Annotated in this window: 14 protein-coding genes and 1 tRNA gene; 5 read left to right on the forward strand and 10 right to left on the reverse strand. The window is 69.1% G+C overall.

What is annotated here, in order from left to right; all coding sequences use genetic code 11:
• Positions 1–54 precede the first annotated feature (54 nt).
• On the reverse strand, positions 55–981 hold the full coding sequence (locus tag GXW78_RS09580; protein WP_246522010.1) for a nucleoside hydrolase: 927 nt from the start codon (positions 979–981) through the stop codon (positions 55–57).
• Positions 982–1052: 71 nt separating this feature from the next.
• Between GXW78_RS09580 and GXW78_RS09585 the strand changes: the two genes are divergently transcribed.
• The 4 genes from GXW78_RS09585 (at position 1053) to GXW78_RS09600 (ending at position 6378) form a co-directional block, all read left to right on the forward strand.
• The gene (locus GXW78_RS09585; protein WP_211868241.1) at positions 1053–1733 is read left to right on the forward strand and encodes a phosphoribosyltransferase; all 681 of its coding nucleotides are present in this window, start codon (positions 1053–1055) and stop codon (positions 1731–1733) included.
• A gap of 114 nt (positions 1734–1847) precedes the next feature.
• On the forward strand, positions 1848–4703 hold the full coding sequence (locus GXW78_RS09590; RefSeq protein WP_211868243.1) for a molybdopterin oxidoreductase family protein: 2856 nt from the start codon (positions 1848–1850) through the stop codon (positions 4701–4703).
• The gene (locus GXW78_RS09595; protein ID WP_211868245.1) at positions 4700–5437 is read left to right on the forward strand and encodes a 4Fe-4S dicluster domain-containing protein; all 738 of its coding nucleotides are present in this window, start codon (positions 4700–4702) and stop codon (positions 5435–5437) included. Before GXW78_RS09590 ends, GXW78_RS09595 begins: the two co-directional genes overlap by 4 nt.
• On the forward strand, positions 5434–6378 hold the full coding sequence (locus tag GXW78_RS09600; RefSeq protein WP_211868247.1) for a dimethyl sulfoxide reductase anchor subunit family protein: 945 nt from the start codon (positions 5434–5436) through the stop codon (positions 6376–6378). Before GXW78_RS09595 ends, GXW78_RS09600 begins: the two co-directional genes overlap by 4 nt.
• A 191-nt stretch (positions 6379–6569) precedes the next feature.
• Here GXW78_RS09600 and GXW78_RS09605 read toward each other — a convergent pair.
• The 8 genes from GXW78_RS09605 to GXW78_RS09640 all read right to left on the reverse strand — a co-directional run bounded on the left by GXW78_RS09605 (position 6570) and on the right by GXW78_RS09640 (position 11117).
• Positions 6570–6646, reverse strand: a tRNA-Pro gene (locus GXW78_RS09605).
• A gap of 66 nt (positions 6647–6712) precedes the next feature.
• The gene (locus GXW78_RS09610) at positions 6713–7141 is read right to left on the reverse strand and encodes a MerR family transcriptional regulator (protein ID WP_211868249.1); all 429 of its coding nucleotides are present in this window, start codon (positions 7139–7141) and stop codon (positions 6713–6715) included.
• Complete coding sequence (locus GXW78_RS09615; RefSeq protein WP_211868251.1) at positions 7138–7446, reverse strand: integration host factor subunit alpha; 309 nt, start codon at positions 7444–7446, stop codon at positions 7138–7140. The genes GXW78_RS09610 and GXW78_RS09615 overlap by 4 nt, the downstream gene beginning before the upstream one ends.
• A gap of 221 nt (positions 7447–7667) precedes the next feature.
• The gene (locus GXW78_RS09620; RefSeq protein ID WP_246522011.1) at positions 7668–8648 is read right to left on the reverse strand and encodes a beta-ketoacyl-ACP synthase III; all 981 of its coding nucleotides are present in this window, start codon (positions 8646–8648) and stop codon (positions 7668–7670) included.
• 16 nt (positions 8649–8664) lie between these two features.
• Complete coding sequence (gene plsX / locus GXW78_RS09625; RefSeq protein ID WP_211868492.1) at positions 8665–9675, reverse strand: phosphate acyltransferase PlsX; 1011 nt, start codon at positions 9673–9675, stop codon at positions 8665–8667.
• 79 nt (positions 9676–9754) lie between these two features.
• On the reverse strand, positions 9755–9955 hold the full coding sequence (gene rpmF / locus GXW78_RS09630; RefSeq protein WP_211868253.1) for a 50S ribosomal protein L32: 201 nt from the start codon (positions 9953–9955) through the stop codon (positions 9755–9757).
• A gap of 102 nt (positions 9956–10057) precedes the next feature.
• Complete coding sequence (locus tag GXW78_RS09635) at positions 10058–10570, reverse strand: YceD family protein (protein ID WP_338147715.1); 513 nt, start codon at positions 10568–10570, stop codon at positions 10058–10060.
• Entirely contained in the window at positions 10560–11117 is a 558-nt protein-coding gene (locus tag GXW78_RS09640; protein ID WP_211868257.1) for a ubiquinol-cytochrome C chaperone family protein, read from the reverse strand. Before GXW78_RS09640 ends, GXW78_RS09635 begins: the two co-directional genes overlap by 11 nt.
• A gap of 69 nt (positions 11118–11186) precedes the next feature.
• Here GXW78_RS09640 and GXW78_RS09645 point away from each other — a divergent pair, with 69 nt between their 5' ends.
• Positions 11187–11705, forward strand: a complete 519-nt coding sequence (locus GXW78_RS09645; protein ID WP_211868259.1) for an outer membrane protein assembly factor BamE — start codon at positions 11187–11189, stop codon at positions 11703–11705.
• 294 nt (positions 11706–11999) lie between these two features.
• Here GXW78_RS09645 and thiL read toward each other — a convergent pair whose 3' ends face one another.
• The gene (gene thiL, locus GXW78_RS09650; RefSeq protein ID WP_211868261.1) at positions 12000–12968 is read right to left on the reverse strand and encodes a thiamine-phosphate kinase; all 969 of its coding nucleotides are present in this window, start codon (positions 12966–12968) and stop codon (positions 12000–12002) included.
• Positions 12969–13309: the final 341 nt, after the last annotated feature.

Genomic DNA, 13309 nt, shown 5'->3' on the forward strand with positions numbered 1-13309 from the left:
TAAACGCCGTTTCCTGCGCCGTAGCGCGGCGCGGCGCGCCCGGCAAGCGCCACGTTACGGCAGCGTCGCGAGCCGCGTCGCCAGCAGCGCAAAGAAGCGATCGGCATCCAGGGTGTCGAGCAGCCGCGCATTCGCCGGGTGGCCGCTGCGCTCCCACCGGTCCACCACCGTGCGGCCCCGCGGCACGCCGGCGCATTCCACATGCACATGCACCTCCCGCTGCGTGAACAGCGTGGGGTCGATCAGCCAGGCGATCGCGCAGGGATCGTGCAGCGGGTGGCCTCGGTGGCCGAAGCGGCGGGATGGCGGCACGCCGGCCATGATGCGCGCTGCGGCATCCAGGCACGCCCCGCCGCCGGAAGCACGCAGCGTGGCGATGCGCGTCGGCGTGACCAGCGCCTGCGCCGTCAATTCCAGCGTTGCCAGCGTCACCGGTCGGCCGCATTCCAGCAGCATCGCCAGCGCCTCGGGGTCCGACCAGGCGTTGAACTCGGCCGACGGCGTGATGTTCCCCTCCGCCCATGCGCCGGTCATGAGCACGATTTCTTCAACGCGGTCGATCAGCGCCGGCTCGGTCGCCAGCGCCAAGGCAAGGTTGGTTGCCGGCCCGATGCCGATCAGCGTGACGCGACGCTCAGCCCGCAGCAGCGCGCGGATCGCATCGGCCGCGACGCCGGGCGCTTCCGACGGGCCCTCAGGCAGCGCGGCGCCTGCCAGACCGTCCGCGCCATGCACCTGCAGCTCCGGCCGGAAGGCACCGAGCAGCGGCCGGTCCGCGCCGGCGACGACCGGCACGTCACGACCGCTCAGCCCAACGATGGCGCGTGCATTTCGCAGCGTGTGGATCAGGCCGACATTCCCGCCGGCCACGCTGACCAGGCGTACATCGAGCTCCGGCGAGGCCAGGGCCAGCCACAGGGCCACGGCATCGTCCGTCCCGGGATCGGTGTCGATCAGACAGACCCGGCGCGTCATGGCCATGCTGCTGCGTCTCCGTTGCTGCGCCGCGGCGACGATGCCACGCTGACCGCCATTGCACCACGGATTGCGCCATGGATTTCTGGCAAGCGTTCGCCGCGGAGACCGGCGCGAAGGGCCCCTTCATCGACCGCTATCCGGCGCCGATGCCGGATGGCTCCTGCCTCATCCTGCCGCTCCGCGATTATGGCGAGATCGCTGTCGCAGGCTTCATCGCCAACCAGGCGGCGATCGTCGTCGCGCAGCGCATCGGCCACTGGATGGCCAGGGCGGCGTCCGATCTCGGTGCCGAGGTCGTCGTCGGGCTCCCGACCCTCGGCCAGGTCTTCGCACCCCTCGTCGCGCAGGCGCTGGGCCACGCGAACTGGGTCGCGCCGGGCTGGTCGCGGAAGCGCTGGTACGATGATGCGCTGTCCGTCGAAGCTTCCTCCTCGACGGCGCCTGCCAATCGGCGGCTTTGGCTCGATCCGCGCCTGCTGCCGCGGCTCGCTGGCAGGCGCGTGTTGCTGGTGGACGATGTCATCTCGACGGGCACCTCGGCGCTTGCGGGCGTGGCGCTGCTGGAACGGGCCGGCGTGCGTCCGGTCGCGCTACTGGTCGCGATGGCGCAGGGCGACCGCTGGCGTGCCGGCTGGCCAGGCGACATGCCGGTGCGAGCCGCCTTCGCGACGCCACTGTTTGACCGCACCATCGGTGGGTGGCTTCCACGCGCCGGAACAGCACCGATGGAGCTCTGCCCGTTGTTCGGGTCGTAGTCACGGCGCTCAGCGCGATTTCTGAATTTGCGAGCCATTCGCATCAATCCTTCCGCCCCTTTGCGGCATCGTCAGAGCATGCGCTACTCGGGTGGAAACCTTCGGGAGACGACCATGCCGGCTGATGGCGGCGCGACCGACCGGATCGTTTACTCCGCGCCGATCGGCGACGAGGTGAAAACGACCACCTGCTACATGTGTGCCTGCCGCTGCGGCATCCGCGTGCATCTGAAGGATGGCCGCGTTCGCTACATCGAGGGCAATCCCGACCATCCGGTGAACAGGGGCGTGCTCTGCGGCAAGGGCAGCGCCGGCATCATGACGCAGTATTCGCCGGCGCGGCTGCAGGCGCCACTGAAGCGCGTCGGGCCGCGCGGCTCCGGCGAATATGCCGAGATCAGCTGGGATGAGGCGCTGGAGACCGCCACCGGCTGGCTGAAGCATATACGGGAAACCGACCCGAAGCGCCTTGCCTTGTTCACCGGGCGCGACCAGTCGCAATCGCTGACCGGCTTCTGGGCGGCGCAGTTCGGCACGCCGAACTTCGCGGCGCATGGCGGTTTCTGCTCGGTGAACATGGCGGCCGGCGGGCTCTACACCATCGGCGGGTCGTTCTGGGAATTCGGCGAGCCCGATTGGGAACGCGCGAAATACCTGATGATCTTCGGCGTTGCCGAGGACCATGATTCCAACCCGATCAAGATCGGCCTCGCGTCGATGAAGAAGCGCGGCGCGAAGATCGTTTCGGTCAATCCGGTCCGCACCGGGTATTCCGCCATCTCCGATGAATGGGTCGGCATCCGTCCAGGCACGGACGGGCTGTTCATCATGGCGCTGATCCATGAGCTGATCCGCACCGACAAGGTCGATGGCGAGTTCCTGGTCCGCTACACGAACGCGCCCTGGCTGGTGGTGCGCAATCCTGGTGGTGCCGACGATGGGCTGTTCGCCCGCGATGCGGATGGCAAGCCGCTCGCCTGGGATCGCGCGCGTGGCGCGATCGCCGCCGACACGGCCGATCTGTCGCCGGTGCTGGTCGGCGAGTTCACCCTGCCCGATGGCCGCGTCGCGAAGCCGGTCTTCAACCTGATGGCCGAACGCTATCTCGGCGAGGAGTACGCGCCCGAGGCCGTCGCCGAACGATGCGGCTTCAGCGCCGAGCGCATCCGCCGCCTCGCCGCCGAGATCGCGGATGTCGCCTTCAACCAGACGATCACGCTCGACATCCCCTGGACGGATGTGTGGGGCCGCAAGCACGAGACGATGGTGGGCCGTCCGGTCGCCTTCCACGCGATGCGCGGCATCTCCGCGCATTCCAACGGCTTCCACACCTGCCGCGCGCTGCACCTGTTGCAGATGATCCTCGGCGCGGTCGATACGCCCGGCTCCTGGCGCTACAAATCGCCCTTTCCGCGGCCGATCCCGCCCGGGCCAGGTCCTGCCGGCAAGGGGGCGAAGCCGAACACGCCGCTCGCGGGCAACATCCTGTCCTTCACGCATGGGCCGGACGATTTGCTGGTCGAGGATGACGGCACGCCGCTGCGCATCGACCATTCCTTCTCGTGGGAAGCGCCGCTCGGCCTTCATGGGATGATGCATACGGTCATCGGCCATGCGGCGAAGGGCGACCCGTACAAGATCGACACGCTGTTCATGTTCATGGCGAACATGGCGTGGAACAGCGCGATGAATCCGCTCGAGACGATCGACTGCCTGACGCAGCAGGACGAGAATGGCGACTACGTCATTCCGCACGTCATCTACTCGGATGCGTATTTCAGCGAGACGGTGCCCTACGCCGACCTGATCCTGCCGGACACGACCTATCTGGAACGCTGGGACGCGATCAGCATCCTCGACCGGCCGATCGGGTCTGCGCACGGGCCGGGCGATGCGATCCGCCAGCCGGTGGTCGAGCCCGACCGCAACGTGCGGCAGTTCCAGACTGTGCTGATCGAACTCGGCGCCCGGCTCGGTCTGCCCGCCTTCGTGAAGGAGGATGGCTCGCCCCGCTTCAAGGATTATCCGGACTACCTGACCAACCATCAGCGCACGCCGGGCGTCGGGCCGCTGGCGGGATGGCGTGGCGAGGACGGATCGAAGAAGGGCGTCGGCGAACCGAACCCCAACCAACTCCAGCGCTACATCGAGAATGGCTGCTTCTGGCGGCATCACCTGGCGCCCGAGGAATCCTACTTCAAGCACGCCAATGCGACCTACCTGGCCAATTCGAAAGCCATGGGCATGCAGGGGCAATCCAACCAGATCGTGCTGCAGATCTGGTCGGAGCCGCTGCAGAAGTTCCGCCTCGCCGCCGAGGGCCATGGCACGAAGCAGCCGCCCGAGGCGCTGCGCGAGCGCGTGCGCACCTATTGCGACCCGCTGCCCTTCTGGTACGCGCCGCTCGAACAGCAGCAGCACGACACCGAGCCCTTCCCGCTCTCCGCCGTCACGCAGCGGCCGATGGCGATGTACCATTCCTGGGGCTCGATGAATGCGTGGCTGCGGCAGATCCACGGGTCGAACAAGCTGTACATGTCGCGTGAGCGCGCCGCGGCCGATGGCCTCGCACAGGATGACTGGGTCTGGGTCGAAAGCCGCAGCGGGCGGGTGAAAGCGCAGCTCACCCTGATGGAAGGCGTGAACCGCGACACCGTCTGGACCTGGAACGCGATCGGCAAGCGCGCAGGAGCGTGGATGCTCTCGCCGGATGCCGCGGAATCGCAGCGCGGCTTCCTGCTGAACCACGTCATCAGCGAATGGCTGCCGAGCCAGGCCGGCCCGCGCCTCGCCAATGCCGACCCCGTCACCGGCCAGGCCGCCTGGTACGATCTGCGCGTGAAGGTGACGAAGGTCGCCCCGGGCGAGGAAGGCGTCACCGCGCCGCACCCGGACGTGCTGGAACCCCCACCGGACATGCCGGACCCGCCCGACATCCTTCGCTTCAATGCGGGAGGCCAGAAGCCATGACGTCCCTACCTGCGCCCTCCGCGAAGAAGCTCGGCCTCGTCATCGACCTCGATACCTGCGTCGGCTGCCAGGCCTGCGCCACCAACTGCAAGGAATGGAACACCAGCGGCCACATGGCGCCGCTGCCCGACCACCATCCCTATTCCGCCGGCGTCGAGGGCGTGTGGTTCAACCGCGTCCATTCCTACGAAGCCGGCGATGGCGAGGATGGCCGCACCGTCCATTTCCCGCGATCCTGCCTGCATTGCGAAACGCCCGCCTGCGTCACCGTCTGCCCCACCGGCGCGTCCTACAAGCGCGCCGAGGATGGCATCGTGCTGGTCAACACCGACATCTGCATCGGCTGCCAGCTCTGCGCCTGGGCCTGCCCCTATGGCGCGCGCGAATTCGACGAAGACCAGGGCGTGATGAAGAAGTGCACGCTCTGCGTCGACCGCATCTACAACGAGCACATTCCCGAGGAACGACGCGTCCCTGCCTGTGTGTCCACCTGCCCGGCCAATGCGCGGCATTTCGGCGATCTTGGCGATCCCGACAGCGATGTCTCGAAGCTCGTCGCCGAGCGCGGCGGCATGGAGCTGATGCCGGAGCTCGGCTACAAGCCGGTCAACCGATACCTGCCGCCACGCCGCGCGCCGAAGCCCGATGCCGGGCCGCCGAAGGATGCCGGTCCCCTGCCCTCGCAGATCACCAACCCGCTGCTGCGCTGGGTGGACAAGGTGCTGTCGCGATGAATCCGGCGCCGTCGATCATCTTCTTCACCGTGGCGTCAGGCGCCGGCTACGGGCTGCTGTTCTGGATGGGCCTGCTGCGGCCGCTCGGGCTGGTCCCGCAGACGGCGGGCTTCGGCGTGCTCACCGTCGGGATCGCGCTGGCGCTGACGATGCTCGGACTGCTGTCCTCCACGGCGCATCTCGGCCGGCCGGAACGGGCGTGGCGCGCGCTGAGCCAATGGCGGTCCTCCTGGCTGTCCCGGGAAGGCATCTGCGCCATCGCGACCTTCGCGCCCGCGGGGCTGTTCTTCCTGGCCCTCGCCGGCCAGTCCGAATGGCTCGCGCTGCCCACCGGGCTGCTCGCCGCCGCCGGTGCAGCCGTGACGGTGTGGTGCACGGGCATGATCTACGCCTCCCTGCCCACCATCCGGCAGTGGCATCACCCGCTGGTCGCACCCGGCTATCTGCTGTTCGGTGCCTTCTCCGGCGCGGCGCTGCTCGCGACACTCGCCGCCTTCTGGGGTGCCGCAATGGCACCGGCGGCGATCGCCGCGGTGCTCGGCGCCGTCGCCTTCGTGCTGAAGCGCGCCTACTGGGCGAGCGTCGATGCCGGACCGCCGCTCGCGACGATGGAAACGGCGACGGGCCTCGGCTTCATCGGCAAGGTCCGCGTGCTCGACCCGCCGCATACCGAGACGAACTACCTGCTGCGCGAAATGGCCTTCCGCATCGGCCGCGTGCATGCGGCGAAGCTGCGGCGGATCGCGTCGGTCGCCGGCTTCGCCGTGCCCGCGGCGCTGCTGCTGCTGGCGCTACTCACTGGGGGCGCCTTCGCGGGGGTGTTTGCGGTGGCCGCCGCGGCGCTCGTGACGGTTGGCCTGCTGGCCGAACGATGGCTGATGTTCGCCGAGGCGACGCATACCGTCGCCCTCTACTACGGTGCCGGGGAACACGCACCGTAGCGCTCTCGTCTCGACCGTCCTTCCGCAAGGATCATCACGGTCGGACCGGGCGGTGAACCGAACAGAAATGCCTGCGCTTGCCGGTGCAGGCTTCGCCGCGGGCGCGCCGCCGCGGACGGGGTGAAGCGCACATGACGCTTGTCGCCGCAATCACATGCGTCGTGTGGGAGGCTATGGTGATGATCGATGATTGGTCGGGCAGGCGGGATTCGAACCCACGACCCCCAGTCCCCCAGACTGATGCGCTACCAGGCTGCGCTACTGCCCGACCGAGGGGCGCCGTGTAGCATCCGGGGCGATACGTTGAAAGCCCCCGGTGTCAGTGGCGCGGCAACTACCCCGCCAACACCCGCAACTCGGCCGCAATCGCTTCCAGCTCCGCCAGCGCCGCGCGCAACGCCGCCGTCTCGACCTCCTCCGCGGCCGTCGGCGGCGGGGGATCGTTCAGCGGCAATTCCCCACCCTGGGGGCCTTCGTCCGTCCCGTCCCGCAGCAGCCGCTGCACGCCCTTGATCGTGTAGCCCTGCGTGTAGAGCAGATCGGAGATCCGTCGCAGGAGCGCGATGTCCTCCGGCCGGTAATACCGCCGTCCGCCGCCGCGCTTCAGCGGCTTCAACTGCGGGAACTTGCTCTCCCAGAAGCGTAGGACGTGCTGGGGAATGTGCAGGTCGTCCGCCACCTCGCTGATGGTGCGGAAGGCAGTCGGCGCCTTGCGCGGCCGGACGCGGCCTTCACCCTCGACGGGCGGCAGTTCCTCGCTCATTCGTCGCCCTCGCCCTCAGGCTCATTGTTGATCCGTGCCTTCAGCACCTGGGACGGGCGGAAGGACAGGACCTTGCGCGGCAGGATCGGCACTTCGACGCCGGTCTTGGGGTTGCGGCCGACGCGCTGGCCCTTCTGGCGGACCAGGAAGGTGCCGAATGCGGAGATCTTCACCGCCTCCCCGGCTTCGAGGGCGGCGGAAATCCGCTCCAACACGGTCTCCAGCAGCGCGGCGCTTTCGTTCCGCGAGAGGCCGACATTGGCGTAGATCGCTTCCGCGAGTTGCGCCCGCGTTACCGTGTTCATGCTGTGGAGCCGCCCGCAAGCCGTTCTGAACACTAGAAAACCGGTATCGGGACCGCAGGTCAACTGTATCGTGCCGAGCCGTGTTGTTTGGCCTCGGACGCCTGGCGTCGGGATGCCGGACTGTTTCGCGGCCCGCCTTCGTCTGCCGGACGCAACGCGCTACTCGGGAGCGGTTGCGCTGTGCGCTCCTGGCTCGCGAAGGTGCCGCGATCCGCCGTCTCTCAGAACCGCGCGAGCGCAGCGCCCCAGGTCAGCCCGCCGCCGATCGCTTCCATCACCACCAGGTCGCCGGGCTGGATGCGCCCGTCGCCGCAGGCCTCGGCCAGCGCCAGCGGCACCGAGGCGGCAGAGGTGTTGGCGTGCCGCTCGACCGTCACCACCACGCGCTCGGGCGGCAGATGCAGCTTCTTGCCCATGGCGTCGATGATGCGGCGGTTCGCCTGATGCGGCACCAGCCAGCGCACATCCTCGTGCCCGAGGCCATTCGCCGCCAGCGCCTCATCCACCACCGAGGCGAGCTTGGTCACGGCATGGCGGAACACTTCCTTCCCCGCCATCCGCAGCAGGCCCGTCCCGCCCGTCGAGCCTGCGCCGCCTTCGACGTGCAGAATGTCACCCTGGCTGCCGTCGGAATGCAGGTGGCAGGACAGCACGCCGCGATCAGCGGTGGTGCCCGCCCCTTCCCCGGCGCGCAGCAGCAGCGCGCCGGCGCCGTCCCCGAACAGCACGCAGGTGCCGCGATCCGTCCAGTCGAGGATGCGGGAATAGACCTCGGTGCCGATCACCAGCACGCAGCGCGCCTGCCCGGCACGGATCAGCGCGTCGGCCACGCTGACGGCATAGATGAAGCCGGTGCACGCCGCGGCGAGGTCGAAGGCAAAGCCCTTTGTGACACCAAGCTTCGCCTGAATACGCACCGCCGTCGCCGGAAAGGCGGAATCGGGCGTCGAGGTCGCGACCAGGATCGCGTCCACCTCCGATGCCTCGACGCCGGCGCGCTCCAGCGCCTGCCGGGCCGCGGCTGCCCCCATGTCCGAAGCGGTCTCCCCTGGCGCCGCGATATGGCGATAGCCGATCCCGGTCCGCTCGCGGATCCAGGCATCGGAGGTATCGAGCCCCTTCAGCGCCGCGAGTTCGTCGTTGGACAGCCGGGTCGCGGGCAGATAGCCGCCGCTTCCGGCGATGGTGGCACGCACTACCATGGGAGGACGGACTACCTCAGTGAGACTCGGCCGCGATTCGCGGTCCGTTCGTGGACAGACGGGTCAGGCCCTCACGGATACGCTCGTTGAAGCCATGCGTCACCATGTCCATCGCGACGTCGACGGCATGGGCGAAGCCGAGCGCATCCGTCCCGCCATGGGACTTCACCACCACGCCGTTCAGCCCGATCAGGATGGCACCGTTGTAGCGCCGCGGATCCATCCATTCGCGCAGCCGGTCGAGCGCCGGCCGCGCCAGCAGATAGCCGAGCCGCGCCGGCACTGAGGATGTGAAGACCTGCCGCAGCAGGTCGCGCATCAGCTTCAGCGCGCCCTCGCCCGTCTTGAGGGCGACATTCCCCGTGAAGCCATCCGTCACGATCACATCCGTCGTCCCGGCGGTGATGTCGTGGCCTTCGACGAAGCCGCGGAAATTGGCGCCGATGTGCGAATCGCGCAGCGTCTCCGCCGCCGCCCGCACGCGGTCGTCGCCCTTCAACTCCTCGGAACCGACATTCAGCAGCCCGATCGACGGGTTGGTCAGGCCGAGCACGGCGCGCGCGAAGGCGTCGCCCATGACGGCGAACTCCACCAGGTTTCGCGCATCGCATTGCACGTTCGCGCCGAGGTCGAGCAGCACCACGTCGCCGCGCGCCGACGGCCCGATGGCGGCGAGCGCCGGCCGGTCGATCTCCCGCATCGTCTTGATGACGATCTTCGACAGCGCCATCAGCGCACCGGTATTGCCGGCCGAGACGATGCCCGACGCCTCTCCGCCCGCCACCGCATCGATGGCGACGCGCATGGACGACCCGCGCACGCGCAGCGCCGCGGTCGGCTTCATGTCGCCCGGGATGTAGTCCGGCGCATGGCGCAGGCTGCACGCCTTGGCGGCGCGCTTGCGCCGCGCGAGAGCGCCGCCGACGCGGGCCTCATCGCCAACTAGCAGGAATCGAGCGTCAGGATGACGCTCGGCCGCCAGTTCCAGGCCGTCGATCACGACATCCGGCGCCGCGTCGCCGCCCATGGCGTCGATGGCTAGGGCGAAGGGCCGGCTCGGCTGGGACACGTCAGCGGTCCATGGGCGCGGATGTCACCACCGCGCGTCAGGAACGGATGGTCTGGCCCACGCGCTCGGCTGCCACCACCTCACGGCCATTGTAGTGGCCGCAGTGGGAGCAGACATGATGCGGACGCTTCAGCTCACCGCAGTTCGAGCATTCCTGGTGCGACGGGGCGCTCAGGGCCTCATGGCTACGGCGCATGCCGCGGCGGGAGGGCGAAGTCTTCTTCTTCGGAACGGCCATGGCGCCGAGCCTCTTTCATCTACAAACGGCAAAGATAGCAGGGAGGGCGGGCCATTAGCACCCACCCCCCCGATACGCAAGCCGCACGGCCGAAACCGGGCGCTATTTCCGCCCGCGCAGCGCCGAAAGGGCGGCAAACGGGTTGGGCCGAGGCTCCTCAGGTGCTTCCGGTTCGCCTTCGGCTTCGTCCGGCAACACCGCGCCCGGCGCGCGCGGATAGGGGTCGAGCACCAGGGCCAATTGTTCGGCCACCGCCTCCCCCAGATCCGCCACGCCTCCCGGCGCCTCGACATCATCCGGCGTGTCCGGGTCTTCGGACGCGGTCTCACCGGCGCCCAGAACCCGAAGATGCACGGCTTCGTCCACCTGCTGGACCACAGGGTCCAGGGTGACGACACAGTCCTGCACCACTTCCGCGCGGATACGTCCCTCGATCGCCACGGCGCCGCCCGCCTCGGGCGTCAGCCGCAATGCGGCCGAGAACCGGTTCACTGCCGGGATGCCGAATCGCAGCGCCAGCGCGGCGCATTCCGCGGGGGAGGCTCGCAAGGTTTCCGCGCGCCCCTCCGGCGGGATGCGCGCCAGCGCGATGGGTCGGGAAAACTCAGGCGTCACGCAGAAGGTCCTCCGCAGACAGGAACGCGACATGGCCTGTCACAAGCGAATCGATCCCCTGCCCGCCCAGATGCTCGGCCTGCGCCCGGGCAACGCCGGCCAGTCGCGCGGCCGCGTCCCCAGGCGGAGGCTCGCCGCGCCAGACATTGCGCGCCAGAGCTTCCGGCAGGACCGCCGGATCCTCGGAGTCGAGCGCCTGCTCATAGGCCAGGGCACGACCGTGGAAACCCTCCCACAGCCAGCGCACGCGCTTGCCGACGGCCAGGTCGCTCACCCCCATCTCGCGCAGGTTCTGGTCCATGTCCGCGAACATGGCGTCGAAGACCGCCTGAGCGAGTGCTGCGCCGCGCGCGTCGCCATCCGCGCGCAGCCGGCGAATCACCAGCCCGACATGCACGGTCACGAGGTCGAAACGCCCCTCCGCCGTGTCAGGCACACCCAGCTCGGCGAACAGCGCGGGGCTGCGGGCCGCGGCGACCGCCGCGCCGTAGAGTTCGAAGCCAGCCCGCTCATGCGGCCGGCGGCGGAACATCGCGAGGATGCCCATGATCTGGAATGGCTCCTGGCCCAGAACGGTTGACCGCGGGGCACCATGATGTCTATCGGTTCCCGCGACATGGCCCGCCATTCCCGATCGGTCAACGCATCCCGGCTCGCGCCGGCCGCCCTCCTCCTGCTCGCCCTCTCCGGCTGCGGATGGATCACCGATACATTCGGGCCCGACCCCGTCATGCGCGGCAACCGCGTGGATGCGGAACGGCTGTCCCAGATCACCCCCGGCGTTCAGACCCGGACGGATGTCGAGGCGCTCCTCGGATCGCCCTCCTTCCGCGGTACCTTCGACGAGGACAACTGGTACTACAGCAGCGCCCAGACCCGGCTGCAGCCCGGACGCTACCTGCAGGTGGAGGACCGGCGCGTCGTCGTCATCTCCTTCAACCCGCAGGGCGTGGTCAGCGGCGTGCGCGAGCTGACGGAGGCGGATGGCCGCGACGTCGCCATGGTGTCGCGCGAGACGCCGGTGCCGGGCAACGAGCGGTCGATCATGCAGGAGCTGTTCGGGAACCTCGGCCGGCCGAGCATGGGTGGCTCGCCAGGGCCGGGCAATCCGGCGAATCTCGGCGGGCGGTACTGACGATCCGTTGGAGGGGCTCTGCCCCTCCAAGCCACCCCGCCAGGTGCTTGGAGCACCTGGACCGCAATTCGTTCGTACGAGGCATGACGGGCTTGGCCCCCTACGGTGCGTGTCGGGCGCAAGGACCGATTTCAGCACCATTCCTGCCCTTGGCGCGCGATGCCAAGTTGAGGTTTGCAAAGGCCCTTCGGCCTTTGCTGGGGTGGCTTGGAGGGGCGAAACCCCTCCAACGGGCCGACATCCAAATGGAAGCCCCCGGCAGCGTGGGTCGCTCCAAGGCGGGCGTGCTCAGGCTCAGAAGTGGCTCCAGCCGCCTCGCGCCAAGTTTATCGCCTGTCCATCGGCGCCGGTCACCGAGACCGCTGGCGGGCCCGACACCATCCGGCCGATCCGCGTGATCGGCACGTCGGCCCGCGAGGCCGCCTCGCGAAGCGGTCCCTGGGCCTCGGGCGCGGCGGCGAACAGCAGTTCGTAGTCGTCGCCGCCGCCCAGCACCGTCGGCAGCAGCGCCAGATTGGCCCCAAGCAGCTTCTGCGCGGCTGAGGACAGCGGCACGGCGGCAGCCTCGATCTCCGCACCGCAGCCGGCGGCGCGGCAGAGATGCCCGAGGTCCTGCACCAACCCATCCGAGACATCCATGCCGGCCCGCGCCAGGCGCGCTATGCCCTGCCCCAGTGCCAGCCTCGGCTGCGGCAGCCGGTACCGGTGCGCGAGGTGCCCCGCCGCATCGTCCGGCAGTTCGCCGCGCAGCACGCGCAGCCCCAGCGCCCCGTCGCCGATCGTGCCTGACACCCAGACGTCGTCGCCCGGCCGCGCTCCTCCTCGCCGCAGTACCGCGCCCGGCTGCACGGTGCCGAGTATGGTCAGCGACAGGCAGGTCGGCCCCGGCGTGGCCGCCGTATCGCCACCAAGCACCGTCAGGCCGAAGTCGCGCTGATCCTCGGCCAGCCCCTGCGCAAACCCCGCGATCCAGTCATCGGGCGTGCCTCGCGCCAGCACGGTCGTCATCAGGTAGCCAAGCGGCGCCGCGCCCATCGCCGCGAGGTCCGACAGATTCACCCGCAGCAGCTTGCGCCCGATCGTCTCCGGCGGATCATCCGGCAGGTAGTGGACGCCCTCCACCATCGCATCCGCCGCAAGGACAAGCTGCCGGCCCGGCGGCACGTCCAGCAGCGCCGCGTCGTCGGACAGATCGAGCGCCCCGTGGCCGGCCAGGGGGCGGAAATGACGGGCAATGAGGGCGAATTCGGGAGGAAGGGTCACGCGACGCCGGGCCCTGGAACCGCTGCCCTCCAGGCTGGCGCGATACCGGCCGCGGGGGGAAGCGGCGGGGACGCCGCCCCCTCCGAGCCTCCCCCGCCAAATGACAGTGTCATCTGGAAATCTATCTTCTGGTGCCGAGCGCGGCGGAATCGTCCAACCACTGCGCCACTCCGTGCTCGAATGCGGGTCACTGCGCCCATCCTGCTCGCGGCGCACGGCGCCAGGTACTGGTTTCCGAAGGCCCTTCGGCCTTTAGAGCAGTTCCCGATCAGGTGGAATCACCTGATCGGGTGAAGATGCTCGCGAAAACGACGGGCTGGAGACGTTGCCGTGAGCCGAGG

Origin of the sequence: Neoroseomonas terrae, assembly GCF_018129025.1 — a bacterium.
In the GTDB taxonomy this organism is placed as follows: Bacteria; Pseudomonadota; Alphaproteobacteria; order Acetobacterales; family Acetobacteraceae; genus Neoroseomonas; species Neoroseomonas terrae.